General features: G+C 49.1%; 16 protein-coding genes and 1 pseudogene. 3 read left to right on the top strand and 14 right to left on the bottom strand.

Annotation, left to right across the window (positions count from 1 at the left end; all coding sequences use genetic code 11):
* Window positions 1-440 precede the first annotated feature (440 nt).
* Both OXG75_02705 and OXG75_02700 read left to right on the top strand, forming a co-directional pair.
* On the top strand, window positions 441-1,511 hold the full coding sequence (locus OXG75_02705; GenBank protein MCY3624901.1) for a porin: 1,071 nt from the start codon (window positions 441-443) through the stop codon (window positions 1,509-1,511).
* A 402-nt stretch (window positions 1,512-1,913) separates the two neighbouring features.
* Window positions 1,914-2,729 carry a methyltransferase domain-containing protein gene (locus tag OXG75_02700; protein MCY3624900.1) on the top strand — a complete coding sequence of 272 codons (816 nt, stop codon included), beginning with the start codon at window positions 1,914-1,916 and terminating at the stop codon, window positions 2,727-2,729.
* Window positions 2,730-2,744: 15 nt separating this feature from the next.
* Here OXG75_02700 and thiE read toward each other — a convergent pair whose 3' ends face one another.
* The 4 genes from thiE to OXG75_02680 form a co-directional block, all read right to left on the bottom strand.
* The gene (thiE, locus tag OXG75_02695; GenBank protein ID MCY3624899.1) at window positions 2,745-3,386 is read right to left on the bottom strand and encodes a thiamine phosphate synthase; all 642 of its coding nucleotides are present in this window, start codon (window positions 3,384-3,386) and stop codon (window positions 2,745-2,747) included.
* A 51-nt stretch (window positions 3,387-3,437) separates the two neighbouring features.
* On the bottom strand, window positions 3,438-4,823 hold the full coding sequence (argH, locus tag OXG75_02690) for an argininosuccinate lyase (GenBank protein MCY3624898.1): 1,386 nt from the start codon (window positions 4,821-4,823) through the stop codon (window positions 3,438-3,440).
* Between the two features lies 1 nt (window position 4,824).
* Window positions 4,825-5,916 (bottom strand): mechanosensitive ion channel family protein, encoded by a 1,092-nt coding sequence (locus OXG75_02685; protein ID MCY3624897.1) that lies wholly within the window; start codon window positions 5,914-5,916, stop codon window positions 4,825-4,827.
* Between the two features lie 105 nt (window positions 5,917-6,021).
* On the bottom strand, window positions 6,022-6,660 hold the full coding sequence (locus OXG75_02680; GenBank protein ID MCY3624896.1) for a DUF924 domain-containing protein: 639 nt from the start codon (window positions 6,658-6,660) through the stop codon (window positions 6,022-6,024).
* 338 nt (window positions 6,661-6,998) lie between these two features.
* Here OXG75_02680 and OXG75_02675 point away from each other — a divergent pair, with 338 nt between their 5' ends.
* On the top strand, window positions 6,999-9,476 hold the full coding sequence (locus tag OXG75_02675) for an adenosylcobalamin-dependent ribonucleoside-diphosphate reductase (GenBank protein MCY3624895.1): 2,478 nt from the start codon (window positions 6,999-7,001) through the stop codon (window positions 9,474-9,476).
* A 39-nt stretch (window positions 9,477-9,515) separates the two neighbouring features.
* On the opposite strand, the gene atpC is transcribed toward OXG75_02675, so the two are convergent.
* From atpC to OXG75_02625, 10 genes and pseudogenes are all read right to left on the bottom strand, one after another.
* Window positions 9,516-9,917 (bottom strand): ATP synthase F1 subunit epsilon, encoded by a 402-nt coding sequence (gene atpC, locus OXG75_02670; GenBank protein ID MCY3624894.1) that lies wholly within the window; start codon window positions 9,915-9,917, stop codon window positions 9,516-9,518.
* A 15-nt stretch (window positions 9,918-9,932) separates the two neighbouring features.
* Entirely contained in the window at window positions 9,933-11,339 is a 1,407-nt protein-coding gene (gene atpD, locus OXG75_02665) for a F0F1 ATP synthase subunit beta (GenBank protein MCY3624893.1), read from the bottom strand.
* Window positions 11,340-11,404: 65 nt separating this feature from the next.
* Window positions 11,405-12,292 (bottom strand): ATP synthase F1 subunit gamma, encoded by an 888-nt coding sequence (atpG, locus tag OXG75_02660; protein MCY3624892.1) that lies wholly within the window; start codon window positions 12,290-12,292, stop codon window positions 11,405-11,407.
* 20 nt (window positions 12,293-12,312) lie between these two features.
* Complete coding sequence (gene atpA, locus OXG75_02655) at window positions 12,313-13,830, bottom strand: F0F1 ATP synthase subunit alpha (GenBank protein MCY3624891.1); 1,518 nt, start codon at window positions 13,828-13,830, stop codon at window positions 12,313-12,315.
* 26 nt (window positions 13,831-13,856) lie between these two features.
* Complete coding sequence (gene atpH / locus OXG75_02650) at window positions 13,857-14,399, bottom strand: ATP synthase F1 subunit delta (protein MCY3624890.1); 543 nt, start codon at window positions 14,397-14,399, stop codon at window positions 13,857-13,859.
* Window positions 14,378-14,887: an ATP synthase F0 subunit B gene (locus OXG75_02645; protein MCY3624889.1), complete on the bottom strand. Its 510-nt coding sequence runs from the start codon at window positions 14,885-14,887 to the stop codon at window positions 14,378-14,380. Before OXG75_02645 ends, atpH begins: the two co-directional genes overlap by 22 nt.
* Before the next feature lie 45 nt (window positions 14,888-14,932).
* Window positions 14,933-15,442: an ATP synthase F0 subunit B gene (locus OXG75_02640; GenBank protein MCY3624888.1), complete on the bottom strand. Its 510-nt coding sequence runs from the start codon at window positions 15,440-15,442 to the stop codon at window positions 14,933-14,935.
* A gap of 26 nt (window positions 15,443-15,468) precedes the next feature.
* Window positions 15,469-16,746, bottom strand: coding sequence for a cation:proton antiporter (locus tag OXG75_02635; protein ID MCY3624887.1), 1,278 nt, complete (start codon window positions 16,744-16,746; stop codon window positions 15,469-15,471).
* Between the two features lie 195 nt (window positions 16,747-16,941).
* Entirely contained in the window at window positions 16,942-17,670 is a 729-nt protein-coding gene (locus OXG75_02630) for a site-specific DNA-methyltransferase (protein MCY3624886.1), read from the bottom strand.
* Window positions 17,671-17,726: 56 nt separating this feature from the next.
* Window positions 17,727-19,259, bottom strand: a pseudogene (locus tag OXG75_02625) (AlwI family type II restriction endonuclease).
* Window positions 19,260-19,401: the final 142 nt, after the last annotated feature.

The following is a 19,401-nucleotide window of genomic DNA, read 5'->3' as shown; positions in this document are numbered from 1 at the left end:
AGATGCTTACGTCACAACTTATCCCTTTTTGATTGAAAATCTGCCGAAGTCAGGAGTCCGGCTCTGGATTTTACTTGAACTGATTGTCAGACGTCATGATTCGACTTCCTTAACCAGAAAAGTTTTAGAGTCTTCAACATAACTGGACGCCTGAGGACATGAAGGTCAAATCACAATGCCTAAACCCCCGATATTCTGGTTTTGACCGCTTGCTTCGAAAAATCCCTTTAAAAACATCTACTATTTATGTAAAATAGAAATCGATATGTTGGGTGAACCTACATGGGCCGATTACAGTACCGAGCTTAAACAGATTTACTGCTGTCACCCCCCCAGATGGTTTTCAAAGCTGTCTGCGTTTGTTTCACCTTGAAGAGTTGGACATGATAGATTTTTAACTGACTGAATATATTGCACCTTATGATAAAAGGAGGAGAAAAATGAATTACTTTATCAAAAGGGTTTTAATGATTTGTCTGCTGGCATCCGGCATGTTGGCAGTACCGCTTTCAGCATTTGCAGGCGGGGGAGAGGCCGAGGAACCGATGGCCGAAGAAGCAATGGCTGGGGAAGCACTGGTTAAGGATACCGATGTTTCAATCTACGGCAGATTCTGGCCAAGGCTTACCTATGAAAACAGTGACGGGAGCTCAACCGACATCACCGACGCGCTTTCACGAGTCGGTATCAAAGCCACCACGCAGATAACCGAAAGTCTGTCCGCAGTGTTGCACGGAGAGTGGGATGTTGATATTGAGCAAAACGGCAATTTCGGCGACGCGCGCCAGGCTTACGTGGGTATTAAAAGCGAGGATCTGGGGATGGTAGCTATCGGTAAGCAGTGGGATCCCTATTTTAACACTGTAGCCGAAGTAACCGACATTTTTTACCATCGCGGAAGCCCCTTCGGATATGATCATGAGGGTCCTTTCCGGAGCACCAACTTGGTAACATACTCACACAGTATTGCGGGTTTAAAGGTAAACGCGGGTATGCAGGTAGATGGTGAGGTCGAGAACGATGCTTACTATGCCTCCGATGCCTCCGCCTCTAATGCCGACAGCGTTGACGCGGCTTCGATCGGCGCGGGCTTCAGTTCCGGCCCGATCTACATCGGCGCATCTTACTTGCGGCAGAACAGGGACGACGACAACGTTGAGAGAAATTTCTTCGGTGTCGGCGGCAGTCTGAATGTAATCGAGAATCTGTACCTCGCCGTTACTTACCAGTACATAACGGACAATTACGATGACGGCACTGAAATGAACCCCTTTACTCTCGACGTAGCCTCCGCCTACACTATGGGTAGCGTTAAATTGCTCGCGGGCTTTTTCATGTCTGATCCAGACGACGGAAGCGAAAGGATGATCTATAACGTTACTTTGATTAAAGAAGTACATCCCGCCTTAGATGTCTTTGCCGAATGGGTATTAGCTGACGAAGATGAGGGCGATGACGTAAATACTTTAAGCCTCGGTTTCCGTTATGACTTTGACGTTCAGATATTCTAGGAGTCTGTCGGACTTCGGTTTGCTGTTTTAGAGTCTTTAGCGTTTTGATCAATTTAATTGGGGAGGTACTTGAAGGGAATCCGAAAGGTTCTTTTTAGTACCTCCTCTTTTTTTTCACCCCGCCGTCGGTCAATTCCGAAAATTCTTTTCCGTGCCCACCTAAAGAGAGTTCTCCGCCGTTTTGGCGGAAAAATCGAACATCCGGCCAAATGAGCGGTTCGCATATTAGTGATGAGATGCCGGTCCGGCCGAAACACGTCGCAGCGTCTCAGAATTCAGTCCCATTGCGCACTCAGCAGCAAATGACGCTCTGCTCAAGGATCGCTTATTGCGTTTAGCCAGTTAGAGTGTAGATTCAATTACGAAAATTCCTGAAATTCAATCGGAGGCACCATACTGCGGATGAACGAAAAACGGATAGGGGTAGATTATTCCGAGCTTCACCAGCTCGACAGTCCCGCAAACAGGCTCATAAGAGAATCCATATGGGGAATAGAGGATGACATAGGACAGCAGTCGTTCATTACTCCCCGTTATCTTGATCAGTTGATCCCCAGGTTCTGCATAGAGAAAACAACGCATGTTCTTGACGTGGGAAGCGGAGCGGGCGGTCCCGCGATATACATAGCCGACAGGACCGGATGCAGGGTATCCGGAATAGAAATTAACGAAGTGGGAGTCGACGTATCAGGAAAACTCGCGAAAAACTCCGGGCTTGAGGAACAAACGGAATTTTATCTGGGCGACGCGATGGAAATGCCGTTTACAGAAAACACATTTGACTTGGCAATAAGTCTTAACGTGATGAACGTGTTTTCTGACAAGACGGGTCTTTTCAGGGAAGTTCTCAGGGTGCTTAAGCCTTCCGGAACGTGGGCGTTTCTAAGCGGCACCTTCGAGATATCCGGTGACGAGGAAACAAAAGAGAAGATGGCCAGGGGCTATCTTATCCCGCAATATTACGACTCGCTTCAAAGTTACAGGGAAAAGCTTGAATCGGCCGGATTTCGTATCGAGGAAATAACCGAGTACGTGGCGGATTTCCGGGTTCAGGTTAAAAACTGGGGAGACGCTTACAAAAAGCATTCCGCCGTGATTGCCGAAGAGCAGGGCGAGGAAAACACCCGCTATCACATTGAGTATTTCGATACGTATCTGGGGCTGGTTGACGAGGGAAGAGCCTCAAATCATCTCGTCATATGCTCAAAGCCCGAATAGGGTTTCCCCGTATGGTCACACAGCCGGGTGACCCTTAAGAACGGAGCGAAGGTCCCTCGAAGCACCTTCCGGATCATCTGACCCAAAAACGCTCGTTATGACTGCTACACCGTCCACCCCGGTAGCAAGCACCTGTGCCGCATTATGGGAGAATATTCCCCCTATGGCAAATATCGGAATCCCCGTGATAGCGGTCCTCGCCTCAACCAGAGTCTCAAAAGGGGTGGGGATTCTGCCGGGTTTTGTCGGAGTAGCCCAGGGAGTTCCGAAAACAACGTAATCGGCACCCATTCTCTCGGCGTGTATACCTCTTGGAAGAGAACCGTAACAGGAAACGCCTATGATAGCGCCGTTACCCAGTTTTTTTCTCGTGGGTATTATGTTCGGGTCATTCTCCCCCAGATGCACCCCGTCGGCCTTTATTTCCATCATGAGTTCCGGGGAGTCGTTTATTATAAGCGGCACGCCGTACCTCTTCGTAATACCGAGAAGTTCCCTGCCCAAGGCGACGACTTCCGAGCGCGGAGAAGTTTTGTCCCTTAACTGAACGATGTCAGCTCCTCCCGCCAACGATTTCTCAACTGTTTCGCAGAAAGAACCGCGCGGAATCAGCCCCTCGTCGGTAATCACGTAAAGTCCCCCGAGCTTAAAACCCATGGCGCACCGCAAACAGAATGAAAATCATTGCCGACTCTTCCGGAAAAACGGCTACATGCATCTTTTGAGGAACCTTCTGGCACTTGCTATTTCTTTTCTCACGTTCGAGGTTGAAGTGCCGCCCAGGGAATTCCTGCTCTCAACGGAACCCGAGAACGTTATCACCTTGAAAATGTCCTCGTCGATTTTTCTGGAAAATCTGCGGAATTCGGAAAGCTTAAGATCTGAAAGCTCCTTCCCCCCCCGCTCGGCGTAAGAAACTATCTTCCCCACGGTTTCGTGGGCCGAACGGAACGGGACACCCTTGCGGGCCAGGTAGTCCGCCACATCGGTCGCGGTAACGAAGCCTCCCTCAAGGGCCTTCTTCATGTTCTCTTCCTTGAATTCAAGCGTCTTCAGCATCTCGACATTAACCCGAAGGCAAAGCTTTACCGTGTCAACCGTATCGAAAAGAGGCTCTTTATCCTCCTGCATGTCCCTGTTGTAGGAAAGCGGAAGTCCTTTCATCAAAGTCAGAAGTGCACTCAGGTTTCCGTAGACCCTAGCGGTTTTTCCCCGGGTGAGTTCCGACATGTCGGGATTCTTTTTCTGGGGCATTATGCTAGAACCCGTGGTGAACCCGTCCCCGAGGTCAACGAAGTCAAACTCCTTTGCACTCCACAAAACAAGTTCCTCGGAAAGCCTGCTCAGGTGCATCATCAGAATCGAGCAGCAGAATACGAACTCCGCGCAGAAATCACGGTCGCTCACAGCGTCAATGCTGTTTCTGGAAACTGATTTAAACCCCAGATCCTCAGCGGTCATCTCTCTGTCTATCGGAAACGAGGTTCCCGCCCCGGCACAGCTTCCAAGCGGGCTCACATTCACCCTTGCAAGGCAGTTAATAAACCTCTCGCGGTCGCGCTTTAGCATTTCGTAGTAAGCCAGAAGATGGTGGGACAGAAGCACCGGCTGTGCACGCTGCATGTGGGTGTAGAGAGGTATGACCACCCCCAAGTTCCTTGCGGAAAGTTCAACGAACTGCTCCGCCAAGGCGCACACAAGTGAAATTATCTCTTCTGTCTCCCCCCTCAGGTAAAGCCTCGTGTCGGTTAGAACTTGGTCGTTCCTGCTCCTTGCGGTGTGTACCATGGCACCCGAAGACCCCGTTTTCTCGATAAGCCTTTTTTCTATGTTGAGATGGATATCCTCGTAGCTCTCGCTGAAGGCAAACTCCCCGCGGTCTATTTCCTTTTCGATCTCCCGAAGACCCTTGGTTATTCGGGATGCGTCTTTACGGGAAATAATCCCGGTCTCGCGAAGCATCTTCACGTGGGCGATACTTCCCCTTATGTCTTCTTTGTAAAGACGCCTGTCGAAACTTACCGATTCTGAGAACTTCTCGGCGATATTGTGTGTCTGGGAAGCAAAGCGGCCTCCCCACGCTTTTTTGGCCAATTCAGTCTCCCGCCCCTGCGCCGGTCGACGCAGTTTCTACCGAATCAAGAAAGATCTTGCGTGTGGGATAGGCAAACTCTATTCCCTCATCGGAGAACTTTTTGAATATCTTCAGATTAATCCTCTGCTGTATATCCATATAATCATCAAATAAAGGACTAAGAACAAAGTAGACTATGTCGTAGTTAAGGGAAAAATCACCGTAACTGCTGAAATGCGCTCTGACGAACCTCGCTTTCTCTTCCGACTCTATTATATCTTTTATCAGCCCGGGGATTCTCTCAACGTTATCGTAGGATGTCTCGTAAATCACGCCCAGAGAAAAATTAATCCTGCGGGAATCCATCCTCTTGTAGTTTTTTATGCGGCTTTGAAGCAGGTCGTTATTCGATAAAACAAGCTGCTCGCCGGAAAGACTCCTGAGGCGCGTGGTCTTAAGCCCTATGTGCTCGACATCCCCCCTTATATCGTCTACTACTATGAAATCCCCGACTTCAAAAGGCTTGTCAAAAATAATGGAAAGCGAAGCTATCAGGTCGCCCAGAACATTCTGGAGAGCAAGCGCCACTGCTATACCGCCCACGCCGAGCCCGGCGATTATCGTAGTCGGATCAAAACCTAGGTTGTCGATCGTTAGAATTACGAGAATTATCCAGAGGACCGATTTTGCGAAAAAACCCAGACTCCTTATGTGCGTTATGGAGGCGCCGGAACCGGAGCCGATTTTCGAGAGCTTTTTCGCTACGTAGTAGTCGATGAAACCTCCTCCCCATAAACCGATCTGAAGGAGAAGACAGATAATCACCACGCTTTTCCGGAATTCCCTTACCTGCTGGGTGAGGTCAAGGAAGAAGGTAGCCACGTAGACCGAAAAAATTATGATCAGCACTATGCTGGTTTTTCCTAAGAGTGTTGAAACCAGATCGTCGAGATCTGTCTCGGTCTTCTCGGCAAGATTGGCAAACCCCCTTACGAACCTTTTCAGAATGAAGTTAAAAACTAAGGCTAAAACAATCGCCGCCCCCAGAGCCCAGAGCCACGATTCGGTGGGATTGCCCAAGTAAGTCCGGCTAAATATTTCCTCGATGTTCAATCAAACGTTCTCCCTGATACAAAATACGCCCGCCCTGCGCTACGGCCATCATATAAATACCCGCTTGAATAACCTTAAACAACAAAAAAAGTCAGTGGAAAGAATTCAGAAAGAGCTTCCAGGCTCTTTTAGAAACTCGGTTTCTTCCGGGGTGGATTCTCTTCCCAAAGCCGCGTTTCTGTGGGGATATCTTCCGAATTTCTTTATTATGTCAGAGTGCCGTCCCGCAAAATCCGTTGAACAGGCAAGGGTTTCCTTGATTTGGGGGTGCGAGGCATACTCGTTTTCAAGAGCGGAGTACTTAAGAACACTCATCTCCTGGATCTCAAGGTCCTCCGAGTGCATAAGCGGCAGGTAGAAAAACGTCCTGTGCGCCGGGTGAAGGTCCCTGTCAAATCCCTTCTCAATGCCCCGAAGACAGGCGCGAAGAGCCAGCGAGTCCGTTGAAAACGCTCCCGGTGTGTCGCGGTAGATGTTCCTTGGAAACTGATCGACGACGACTATAAACGCCACTGTGCCCAAGGGGGTTTCGAGCCAGCGGGAAAGTTCTCCTTTTTCGGCAAACAGGACATATTTCTCGAACCTCCGCCTTACGAGATCGTCGAACTCCTCCGATTTCGCCCACCAGGTCATCTGCTTCTCTTTATCCGGCAGCTCTCCCTCGCGCAGCTCGCCGAACCAGAAATCCAGCACCTCGGAGACTGCTTCGGTTCCCCCCGCGGCAAAAACTTCTTCCTTTCTCATATCCTGAGAGTATAACACAGGGAAACAGGGCTCTCACAAGAGCCGTACCATCCGACCCTGAATCTTCCCCTCCGCACTTGTGAAGAAAAATTTTATCGTTTCATAGCTGCCGAAAAACTTTCAGGGTGAAGAGGCAAGCACCTGATCTCACTTGAATTTCAGGGTCCGATGATCTCTCTTTGCAAAAACCCTTTTAATTTTATCTTAACGAAAACAAAATAGTTCCTTGACAAGTATCAATATATTGTGTTTAAATAAAATCCACGCACAAGATAAGCAATACATCTTGTGCATAGACCGGAAGGAAGTGTTTATAAGGAACAGAAAAGGAGGAAAGTGTGCCTGGAGATAAAAACCACCCTGAAATCGTTGCGAATGGAACATCCGATCTTAAAACTGCAGCCGTCGATGAACAAGAAACCCAGACTCAGGAACCCTCTCTGGAGCATGTCAAAGCTCCAAGCGACACCATAGAAATTCCCGCGAAAACCATCGACGCCTTCGGCGGAGACACACTCAGGGCGCGCGTTTTCTACGAGAAATACGCTCTTCGCAACGAAAAAGGAGAAATAACAGAGAAAACTCCGGAGCAGATGTGGCGAAGGGTGGCCAGGGAAATAGCGTCCCCCGAGGAAAAAAAGGAACTGAGAAAGCAGTGGGAGGAAAACTTCTACTGGCTCCTCTCCGATTTCAAGTTCATACCCGGCGGGAGAATACTGTTCGGTGCCGGCCAGAACAGAAGGGCCACACTCCTTAACTGCTACTACATGCCGATAAAGGAAGATTCCATAGAGGGAATATTCGAGTGGTGCAAGGAGGCCGCCAGGACTTACTCTTTCGGCGGAGGAGTCGGAACCGATATATCTATCCTGAGACCGAAAGGCTCGCCGGTGAACAATTCGGCCATATACTCAACGGGAGCGGTATCGTTCATGGATCTTCTCTCCACAACTACCGGAACCATAGGACAGGCGGGAAGAAGAGGGGCCCTCATGATAACCATGAAAGTCGATCACCCCGACATAATGGACTTCCTCGACATAAAGAACGATGAGGCAAGATCAAAGGTACAGTTTGCCAATATCTCGGTGAAGGTTGATGACAAGTTCATGGAAGCCGTGGAAAAAGACACTGACTACGAACTCAGCTTCTCAAACGAGAAAACCGAAATAAAAAGAACCGTGCGGGCCCGCAAGATATGGGACAAGCTCGTTCAGTCAGCATGGTCCTCGGCCGAGCCTGGACTTATATTCTGGGACACAGTTAAAAGATATTCCCCGACCGAATACGCCAACATGGAAGTAAATGGCGTGAACCCCTGCAGCGAGCAGGCGCTTGAGGACTACGGCAACTGTTGCCTCGGGAACGTGAATCTCTCCATGTTCGTCAAAAACGCTTTCGAAGAAACCGCCGCAATAGAATGGGAAGAGCTTGAAAAGGCTTTTCAATACAGCGTCAGGTTCCTTGACGACATACTGGATTACAACATTGAAAAGCATCCCCTGAGCTTCCAGACAAAAGCGTCTTCGAGGTCGAGGAGAATAGGGGTCGGATTCACCGGCCTGGGGGACATGCTTGCCAAGCTCAACATAAAATACGACACGGCTGAAGGCATAAAATTCACTGACGAGCTTTTTGAGCATATAAAGAACATAGTCTATGAAGCCAGCTCAGACCTTGCCAATGAGAAGGGCACCTTTCCCGTGTTTGACCTGGAAACCCATATCGCGAATCCGTTCGTAAAAACCATGCGCGATAACGTGATGAACAAAATAAAGAAGCAGGGCCTCAGAAACGCGTGCATACTCACGGTTCCGCCCGTCGGAAGCGGCTCGGTTCTCGCGGGAACCACAAGCGGTGTTGAGCCCATGTTCGCCCTGTCCTATCTCAGGCGCTCAGAATCCCTGTCGGAAGAGGAATTCAAGGTCTACCACCCTCTGGTATCTGAGTACATGGAGAAATTCGGGCTGGATGACGAGGCAGACCTTCCGGATACGTTCGTTACCTCACATGAGATAAAGCCGGAACAGCGGGTCCGCATGCAGGCCGCTATTCAGAAGCACATAGATTCATGCATATCAAGCACCGTTAATCTCCCCAGGGACATAAGCCTCGAAGAGGTCGAGAAGATATATTTCCTCTCCTGGAAACTCGGCTGCAAGGGAGTAACCGTCTACAGGGAAGGTTCCAGGGAAGGAATACTGATAACGGAAGAACAAGCGAAAGACAAAACAAACTCTCCACCCCGGGATGAAGGGATGTCAACCACCCACTCCAACCTCACACCATCCCCTCATCCCACTCAAAAAGAAGCGGTAAAACCTGTCACGAGACCAACAGTCTTGGAAGGTTTTACCGAGGCGATAAAAACTGGGTACGGGAATCTCTACGTGACTGTCAACAGTTACGAAGGCAAGCCGTTTGAAGTTTTTGTCCAGATTGGAAAATCTGGATTTACCACGATGGCGGATGCCGAGGCAACTGGAAGGCTGATATCTCTGTCTCTGAGGTCTGGGGTCGATGTCAGAGATGTCGTGGAACAGCTGGAGGCCATTGGAGGTTCCTCGCCAGTTTTTTCAGGGGGAAGGGTCATAATGTCCGTCCCCGACGCCATAGCGAAGGTGCTGAGAAGCCACTTCGTAACAAAAGAGAAAGCCAGCGACGAAGCCAATCCTGTCGCGGAGGCAAACGGCGGCACCCAGAAGGTTTCAACGGATCTTATGCTTGAGCAGTGCCCGGACTGCGGAAGCAAGGCTCTTGCATTTGAATCCGGCTGTGTTACCTGTAGGGGATGCGGGTTCTCAAAGTGCAGCTAGACCGCTGTTAGCGCAGTTAAGGCAAGTTCCAAAGAAAGGTTATTCTCCAGTTCGAGCGCGTGCTATCCTGAGCTTCCTATCAAGCTCCTCTCTTTCCGAAGCTTCTGTGTCCTGAAGCTCATCAATTTCCTTCTGAAAGACCTCGGCGTCTTTTCTGGCGGCCGCGACGTCAACCTCTTCGGGATTCTCCGGCTGGTCGGTAAGAATACTGATGGTGTCATCCTTTACGTCCGCGAGGCCACCATGGATTATGAGAGTGCTTTCTCCCGACTCCTCGGTTTTGAACCTGAGTCTCCCCGGAAAAAGCACAGAAAGAAAAGGCACGTGACCCGGCAAAACACCGAATTCCCCCATCTGGCCGGGGGCTACCAGTTCCTCGACCTCGCCGTCAAACACGAGCCTCTCGGGGGTTATTATTTTGAGTCGCAGTTTTTCAGCCAATTTTCAGATCTCCCGTCAGGAGGCGATTGCCGTCGCCTTCTCGCGTACTTCGTCAAGATTACCCACCATGTAGAAAGCCTGCTCGGGAATATCATCCATGTTGCCCGAGATAATCTCGCCGAAAGCTTCTATAGTCTGTTTGATGGGAACGTACTTTCCTGGGGTGCCCGTAAACTGCTCGGCCACATGGAAAGGCTGCGAGAGATACCTCTGGACCTTTCTGGCGCGTGCAACCGTGAGCTTATCCTCTTCTGAGAGTTCGTCCATACCGAGAATCGCGATTATCTCCTGGAGCTGCTTGTAACGCTGCAGAACTTCCTGGACTTCCCTGGCGACCCTGTAGTGCTCGTCTCCGACTATTCTCGGATCAAGAATGTTCGAGGCCGAGTCAAGTGGATCAACAGCAGGATATATTCCAAGTTCGGTCAACTGCCTTGAGAGAACGATGGTTCCGTCAAGGTGCGCAAAGGTAGTTGCGGGAGCAGGATCCGTAAGGTCGTCCGCAGGAACGTAAATCGCCTGCACGGAGGTGATCGAGCCTTTTACGGTCGAAGTGATTCTCTCCTGGAGTTCCCCGAGGTCAGTCGAGAGAGTCGGCTGGTAACCAACAGCAGAAGGTGTTCTTCCTAGAAGGGCCGACACTTCGGAGCCCGCCTGGGTAAAGCGGAAAATGTTGTCGATGAAAAGAAGGACGTCCTGACCCTGGGTGTCGCGGAAATACTCGGCGAGCGTAAGCGCCGTAAGGGCAACCCTGGCTCTCGCTCCCGGAGGCTCGTTCATCTGTCCGAATATGAGTCCCGTGTTTCCAAGAACCCCAGATTCCTTCATCTCCCAGTAAAGGTCGTTTCCTTCCCTGGTTCTCTCTCCCACTCCGCCGAAAACCGAGTAACCGCCGTATTCCTTGGCTATGTTATGGATGAGCTCCATCAGCAAAACGGTCTTGCCTACTCCTGCTCCGCCGAAAAGACCGATTTTCCCGCCCTTAAGAAAAGGAGCAAGAAGATCGATAACCTTTATGCCGGTCTCGAAAAGCTCCATTTTGGTGCTTTGTTCGACGAATTCGGGCGCGGGACGGTGAATGGGCCAACGCTCCTCAGTCTCTACGGGGCCAGCCTCATCTATCGGTTCTCCGACCACGTTAAGCAGTCTCCCGAGAGCTTCCTTGCCGACCGGGATTGTTATTCCATCGCCGGTGTTAAGGGCATCCTGTCCTCTTTTAAGCCCCTCGGTCGAGTCCATGGCGATGCATCTTACGCGGCCTCCCCCCAGCTGCTGGGCAACTTCCAGAACCAAGTTCCACTCGGTTTCCCCAAGGGCCGGATTCGTTACCTTAAGAGCCGTAAACACGGTGGGAAGAGCTCCCTCCGAGAATTCGACATCCACCACCGGACCCGTTACCTGAATTATTTTCCCGATTCCCAGGTCGGCACCGTTTGCCGCTTCGGCACCTCCGCCGCCTGCTGTAAAAGCTGATTCAATACTCATCTCTACTCGTTGCCTCCTTTCCTTTGAGCTTCCGTACCGTTAACGATATCCATAAGCTCCGTTGTAATGATTGCCTGCCTGGTCTTGTTAAAAAGCAGGGTAAGCTTTGCTATTACCTCGTCCGCGTTGCTGGTTGCGTTTTCCATCGCGGTCATGCGCGCCGCGTGCTCGCTCGTGAGCGACTCGTTCATGGCGCGCTCGATTCTCACCTGAACGTATTTCGGAAGAATCGAACCTATTATCCGTTCCTTCTCCGGCTCGAATATGTAATCTGATGAACTCTCCGCACCACCATCGTCGGTTTCCTGGGCCGAAAGCGGAAGAAGTCTCTCAAAAGTCATCCTCTGGGAAATAGCGGAAACAAAGTGGTTATACGCAAGCACTACTTCGTCGCTCTCCCCGACCCTGAACTCCTCTGTGAGCGCCGCGGCCAGTTCCTCCGAGAATTTCCGGGAGTTCCTTTCATTGACTCCTGTGTAGTATTTGCCTGTGCCAACCCCGCTTCTCGAGAAGTAATCCCGTCCCCGTCTTCCGACGAAACTCAGCTTTATGTTCCCGAAAACTTCGTTCTGCTCCTCGATATAGCGTTGCATGTTCCTTATCAAGGCACTGTTAAAACTTCCGCACAGTCCCCTGTCGGAAGTAAAGAACAGAACGTGCAGGTTCGCTTTTTCCTCCGGGACCCGAAGAAGGGGATGATCCTCCGATTCTGAAAGTGCCGCCACGTTTAAAACCACGTCGCGGTACGCATCAGAATAAGGCCTGTAGGCCATAAGAGCGGCCTGGGCCTTCTGCAGACGCACGGCGGCTATGAGCTTCATGGCGCCCATTATCCGCCGCGTGCTCCTTACGCTCTTTATTTTTGTCGTTATCTGTTTAAGGCTCGGCATTATCCTTTCCCGCTGCTATATCAGGCAAGCTCGCCCAACTGGTTTTTAAGCTCGTCAAGCGCTGCTGCGAGCTTTTCCTCAAGTTCGTCCGAAACAACTTTCTTCTCTTTTATCTCCGCAAGATACTGAGGATACTTCGATTCCATGAAAGAAGAAAGCTCCCTCTCGTATTTTCTCACTGCGGATACCGGATAGTCGTCAACATAGCCGTTTGTAACTGCAAATATGATCAGGATCTGCTTTTCAACCGCCTGTGGTTCGTACTGATCCTGTTTGAGGGCCTCGACAAGCCTGCTTCCGCGGGCAAGCTGGTTCTGTGTTACCCTGTCAAGGTCGGAAGCGAACTGCGCAAACGCCTCGACTTCCCTGTACTGGGCAAGCTCAAGCCTCAGTGTTCCGGCGATGTTTTTCATCGCCTTTATCTGAGCGCTCCCTCCCACCCTTGAAACCGAAAGACCGACGTTAATGGCGGGTCGCACACCCGAGTAGAAAAGATCGCTCTCAAGGTATATCTGCCCGTCGGTGATGGAAATCACGTTCGTGGGAATGTAGGCGGACACGTCACCAGCCTGGGTTTCGATTATAGGAAGCGCCGTAAGGGAGCCGCCTCCGTCCTCGTCTCTCATTTTGGCGGCGCGCTCAAGGAGCCTTGAGTGAAGATAGAAAACATCTCCAGGGTAAGCCTCGCGTCCCGGCGGTCTCTTTAGAAGAAGAGAAAGCTGGCGGTAGGACCACGCGTGTTTCGTCAGATCATCGTATATTATGAGCGCGTGTCGGCCGGTGTCTCTGAAATATTCCCCCATGGCACAGCCGGAAAAAGGAGCAAGGAACTGAAAAGGAGCCGGGGTGCTGGCCGTGGCGGAAACTATTGTCGTGTACTTCATGGCGTCGTGCTCCTTGAGCTTATCGACTACCTGGGCCACGGTTGACTGTTTCTGTCCTACGGCAACGTATATGCAGTGAACATTCTCTTCTTTTTGGTTTATTATCGTATCGATCGCGATAGCGGTCTTTCCGACCTGACGGTCTCCCAGAATAAGTTCTCTCTGGCCTCTTCCTATCGGTATCATGGAATCAACGGCCTTAAGTCCCGTCTGAAGGGGCTCGTTTACCGACTGGCGGTAAATAACTCCGGGGGCCTTCACCTCGATCTGCCTTGTTTCAGCGGCGGCTATTTCTCCGAGACCGTCAATCGGTCTTCCGAGAGCATCGACCACCCTTCCGCCGAGAGCGTCTCCGACAGGCACCTCGGCGATGCGTCCCGTTCGCTTTACCATTCCTCCTTCGCTCAGGTGGGAATCCTCTCCGAAAAGAGCGACACCGACATTATCCTCTTCAAGGTTAAGAACAAGTCCGGTGATTCCGCCGTCAAACTCGACGAGCTCTCCCGCTACCGCCTGATCAAGACCGTAAACCCTAGCGATACCGTCGCCGACGGAAATAACCGTCCCGACTTCTTCGGTATCAACTTTCCGTTCATAGCCCTTTATCCTGTTTCTCAGAATCTCGCCTATACTCTCTGCTCTTAGTTCCTGCATTACTAGCTCCTTTGGAATTATTCGGGTCAGGACGGAGAAAGAACGCCTCTTATTCTCTCAAGCTGCGTCCTGACGCTGTTATCGTAAACCTTGTCACCCACCTGGGCTTTTATTCCGCCTATCATGGAAGGATCAACCTTAAGCGACACCTCAACCGTTTTTCCGGTCGCCGCACGAAGCGCCGCGCTGAGCCTCTCGACGTCGTTTTGGCTAAGATCTCTGGCCGAGGTAATTTCAGCCGTTATTTTTCCAACCGCTTCGTCAAGTCTCGCGAGCACGGCTTCCCTTGAGCCAAGAAGCGCCGCGACCTTCTCCATCTCCACAACCAGCAGAAGAAATCTTCTCGTAATTTCAAGAGAAGACGCCGCCTCGAGAAAATCCCCAAGGACCGACTTTTTCTCCTCCATCGAAAACACCGCGCTTAAAAGAACATCCCGAAGCTCGCCCGAATCGGCAACCCGCTCAAAGAAACTCTCCATATCGGATCTTACCCCCGAAAGTTCACTTTCATCTGCCGCGGAATCCACAAGCGCCGAGACGAGATCTCTCAGTGTCGCAACTGTTGCCATTTTCCTTCCTCAATCATTTTTACGAAATCGTCGACCGAATCGGTCGTAAAATCCGCGTCCACCCGTTCCTTTATCATCTCCTCGGCAAGCGCAAGCGCCGAAGAGACCACTTCGGACTGTATCTCTGAGACCGCCTTGGTGGTCTCAAGACGAATCGTGTCCTCAACCTCTTTTTTTATCATCTCGCAGCTTTTCTCCGCCGCGGAGACAAGCTCGTCCCTTTCATTCTCACCCTGTTTTCTTATGTTTTCCTGAAGAGAAGCTATTTCCGAGGCTACCGCGTCAAGTTTCGCCGAGTATTGCTCAAGCGTCATTTTTGCCTGCTCGGCCGCCGCCGCGGCGCGGTCAACCTCCGAGCGGAGCCTTTCCTTCCTGTTTTTGAGAAAAGACAGGAAAGGTTTTCTGATAAGGTATATGAGAAGGGCCAGAAGAAGACCCAGATTAACAGCGTATTTTATTACAAACGCCCAGTTGAAATGACTATCCAATCTCGGTTTCCCCCGGAAAATTAAAATCCGCAGCAGCCATCAGCACTACACCCCCTTCCTCAGGACACGGTCACTTATCTCCGCCGCAAGCGACTCTACCTCGCTCTCAAGGTCCGCCCTTATCTTTGTGACCTCACTCTCAAGAGTCCCTCTCGCGCCCTCAAGGTCCGCCTGGGCGGCTTCTCTCGCCGAAAGAAGCATCCTTGAAGATTCGCCCTGTCCCTGCTGGCGGAGTTCGTTTCTTGTCTCGGTGGCCTGGGCCCTAGCCTCGGCAATTTTCTCGTTGTACTCGGCGATGGCACCCTCGGCCTTGCGGGTCATTTCCTCGGCTTTTCTGATCGTGCCCGCGGTTAGTTCCTCCCTCCTGTCCCAGACCCCGATAAGCGGGCGGAACACGAGGCGGTTCAGCAGAAAAAGTCCTACCAGGAAAATAACAAGCTGAACCACAAGCGTCTTATCGACGCTCAGCATGTTCTCGGCGGCATTTGCCGAGGGAGTGAGCGCCAAGGCAAAAATCGCAGCATGCAGAAATGTCCTAAGACCGTAGAATCTCATGATTAACCTAGCTTCAAGGTTATTCGCTAGACCGCACTTTCGGCCAGCTTGCGCTCCTTGTCCTCCCTTTCAAACATCCATTTTAAAAGCGGGGGCACTATAAATGTTGTCAGTATGACCATAGCAGTGACGGCGGAGAAAAGATCGGTTTTGAAAACGCCGTACGCAAGACCGATCTTCGCGAAAATAAGCCCGACCTCGCCTCGCGGGATCATTCCGATGCCAATTATGCTTTTTCTTACGCCTTTTTCATAGACTACGTAACCGCTCGCGTACTTACCTATAACCGCCACCGCGAAAAGAATTAAAGCGATTGATATTACCATAATATTTTCAGATACAAAGGGGTTAAATACAGAAACATCCACGGCCGCCCCTACCATCACGAAAAATATCGGGGCGAAAAAGTGAGAAACGGGCTTTATGCTCGCCTCAATAGTCTTGAACTGCTCCGTTTCGCGAAGAACCAGACCGGCCGCGAACGCCCCCACTATGGGAGCGAGAGAAAAAAGATTTGAACAGTACGCATAGACAAAGCAGAAGGCTATCGCCATGATCCAGACGAGATTGCTTCTGTCGATCCGGGCGAAAAACCCGAAAATCCTGGGAGCGACAATCCTGCCGACAACTATGGAAACGGCGAGAAAACCGAAGGCCTTAGCTGTTATAAATGAGATCGAAGAGAGGGTCAACTGCTCTGTTCCGCCTCCCGATTGAAAAGAACTCGCTATGCCGCTTACGACCCCGAGAATAATAAGCCCGATGACGTCGTCGATTATGGCGGCGGTAAGAACTATTCTGGCCTCTTTTGTCTGGAGCCTGTCAAGGTCAGCCAGAACCCTGGCCGTGATTCCGACGCTCGTGGCGGTGAGCGTTGCACCCATTACTATGGCCACAAGCCCGACCATGTTGGCTTCAAGATTGAGTATCGCGAACTTCTGGAAATAAATTACGCAGAAATACCCCAGCGCAAAAGGCAGAACCACCCCGACTACCGCTACGAGCGCCGAGACCGGCCCCACTTTTATGAGGTCAGCAAGTCTGGTTTCAAGGCCTATTTCGAAAAGAAGAAGAACGACCCCTATTTCCGCAAGCAGGTGAAATATGTCGTATCCGACCATCCCTTCGGTGGACGGAACAAGCGCCAGAACGCTTGCGCTGAGAACAACTCCGGCCAGAAGCTCCCCGAGAACCGAGGGCTGCCCGATTTTTTCTGCCAGCCGGCCGAAGGCCTTGGCGAAAACAAGGATTATCAGAAGATAAAGAATGAATTTTTCTACTGATAAATGCTGTACGTATTCCATTGTCTCGTCTTGGGGAACTTGGGGGTTCTTGTTAGATTAAAAAGCAGTTTACTATCACAAAACGGGAGTGCTGTCAAAAAAGCTTATGGTTGATTAGAAAATTATGGGAGTTTATCAAATCAGAAACAAAAAATCGAAATTATACAATTGAGCAAATCGGCAAGGAATTACGAGTAATTTAGTTCGTGCTTTCAATTACTTTTTCATTCTTTTCTTAGCAATTCCTACATACTCACTATTCTGCTCAATTCCAATCCACTTACGACCGTATTTTCTTGCCACATAAGTCGTTGTCCCACTCCCAAGAAAAGGGTCAAGAACTACTTCGCCTTCATTAGAACTTGCTAATATGATTCTTTTAAGCATTTCTTCCGGTTTTTGTGTAGGGTGCAAAGCACGGTTATCTTCACCCCGCAATCTTTCTCGCCCTTGTACAAGCGGCAATTCCCAAAAGTCGCGCATCTGTTTGGGGCTTCCGTCCTTTTGTTTTTCGGGATTTATTTCCTTTATTTCTTCATAATTGAATGTCCAACCTCTTCCTTTTACCGCCCAAACTATAAACTCCGTTGAGTGCGTGAAAACTCTTTTTGTCATATTCGGCATCGCGTTTGTCTTGCGCCAAGTAATAACGTTATTGATTTTGAAATCAAGTTGTTTTAATACAATCATCACCTCGCTTATATTGTGATAACTGCATGCAATGTAAATTGACCCGTTATCCTTCAAAACCCTATGACAAGAACTGATCCACTGTCTCGTAAATTGCATATACTCAGGAGCTGTCATTTTGTCCCAATTTTCATTGATCATGTACCAGTTGCCGCCGGTTTTGTTTCCTTCCCATTTTAAGCCACTTCCAGAAAGATTGTAAGGAGGGTCAGCGAAAATTAAATCGATGGATTTTTCATCGATTTTCTCTCTCATCACTTTGACGCAATCACCATTGTATATAATCCCCGTTCTCATATCTGCCCTCGCATTTACGAAGCGATGTCTTTCTGCCACGAGGAAATAGTAGCTCTGATACTTCCCAACCATTCATTTGAATCACTAAAAGAATTAGTAGAGGACAATATCTGGTCATACAGCGAAGAAAGATTTTCATGCCTCAAAGATTTTTGTTTCGTTTTCATATCAAGCAAGGATTTTAAAATAGAAACAAAGTTACTAATTGAAAGTGGAATTATTTTTTGCCGTTGCCCTTCGTATCCATACTTTACCGCATTCCAAAAAGTATTGATGGTATCTCTATGCAACTTTGGGGCAATAAACACGCAGTAAGATAGTTTGTCTTTGTGCTCATCTTCAAAATCCCTGAAATGCCTCATCACCGGCTGCCCTTCGTAGTACCATTGATTCCGACCGGTTAACATCGTAACTTCGCAAATTGCATTGAAGCTTTTATAAAAACATTCAATGTCTGGAACATCTCCCGGGGCCGTAAAAGTCGGTTCATTGTCATCCCCGACTGGTTAATTGGGTTTTATTTCCCTTGCGTCATCAAGTGCATGTAAACCGAGTGTAGCCAGTTTCTCAAGTAGTATCGGGCGATCGCCTTCAGAATGATGAATATTTTTCAGGTTTTTAATACAAGACTTAATTTGTTCAACTGATTGAGATTTTTTGCGATTTTTCTCTTCCAGCAATGATCGTCTGTAATTCCTTAATTCCGTTATGTAATCTCCCAACTCATCATTTTGCATCTTCAAGTAGTTCCTGATCTCTATATTTTCCTTCTGCAAAACTCTTTCGCATTGATGTACTTTCTCAATAAGCTCTTTAATAATCTCAATACGTTTCTCAAAAGTCTCCCAAGGAAGCTGTGGTCTAGAAATATCAGATATATATGCAAAATATTCTTCTTTTGACTCAAAGCTTTTTGTCTGCGCGTTGTTATGATTGAGCAGTGATTCGATTTCAATTTTTCTTCTCGGCTCCAAGTCAACATAGAAGTCACCACCATGAATGTAAACATATGGAATTAACCGAAAATAACGAATGGTATTATCCCCATAGTCCTTCAGGTTTTTTAGGAGCTTATCTACTTCCTCGGGGTTATCAGTTTCCAGGAATTTCTCTGCAAACTGTTTTTTGTAGCTTTCTGAAACAACCCCACTTCTTGTTGTTCCTTCTCGTCTCAAGTCAACGATTCTTTGGGCATAGAAAGCTATATCTTTGTAGTGCAGTAGTGTTGGAACAAAAAGAGAGAATTCCTGTTTGCTGAGCCCTTTTGGTTTGTTGTCACAATCGATTTCTTTTTGATTTACTTTGTTAATTAAATGAAGCGTGGCAACAAAGGGCTTGACATCGTAATATGTGTCCTTTGGATAGTCTTGACTATCAGGATTCGGTAATTGCCACTTTAGGAAACTTTTAAGAAAAATTTCTCCAAGATTATCTTTAAAATCATCCTGTAAAAACAACCTTCCCAAGTCCGTAATAAATATTTTTCTATTTTTGATTACAGCAAATCCGAACTTTTTCAAAGGGTTTAATGATTGTCTTCCACGCATTGGAGGATCTTCGTAATTTTTCTCATCGAAAATCTCCTCTGCTTGTTCAAAAGAAATCTCCGTTGACGGGTTATCAATTAATTCAATTTGTTCGTCCGTAAGTCCGTTGTAAAACTGCTGTTTTCCGTAACCGTATAGCCTA

It is taken from the genome of Candidatus Dadabacteria bacterium, from assembly GCA_026705445.1.
GTDB lineage: Bacteria > Desulfobacterota_D > UBA1144 > Nemesobacterales > Nemesobacteraceae > Nemesobacter.
Note: the sequence above shows the minus strand (reverse complement) of the source record. Positions and strands in the feature narration are given on the sequence as shown.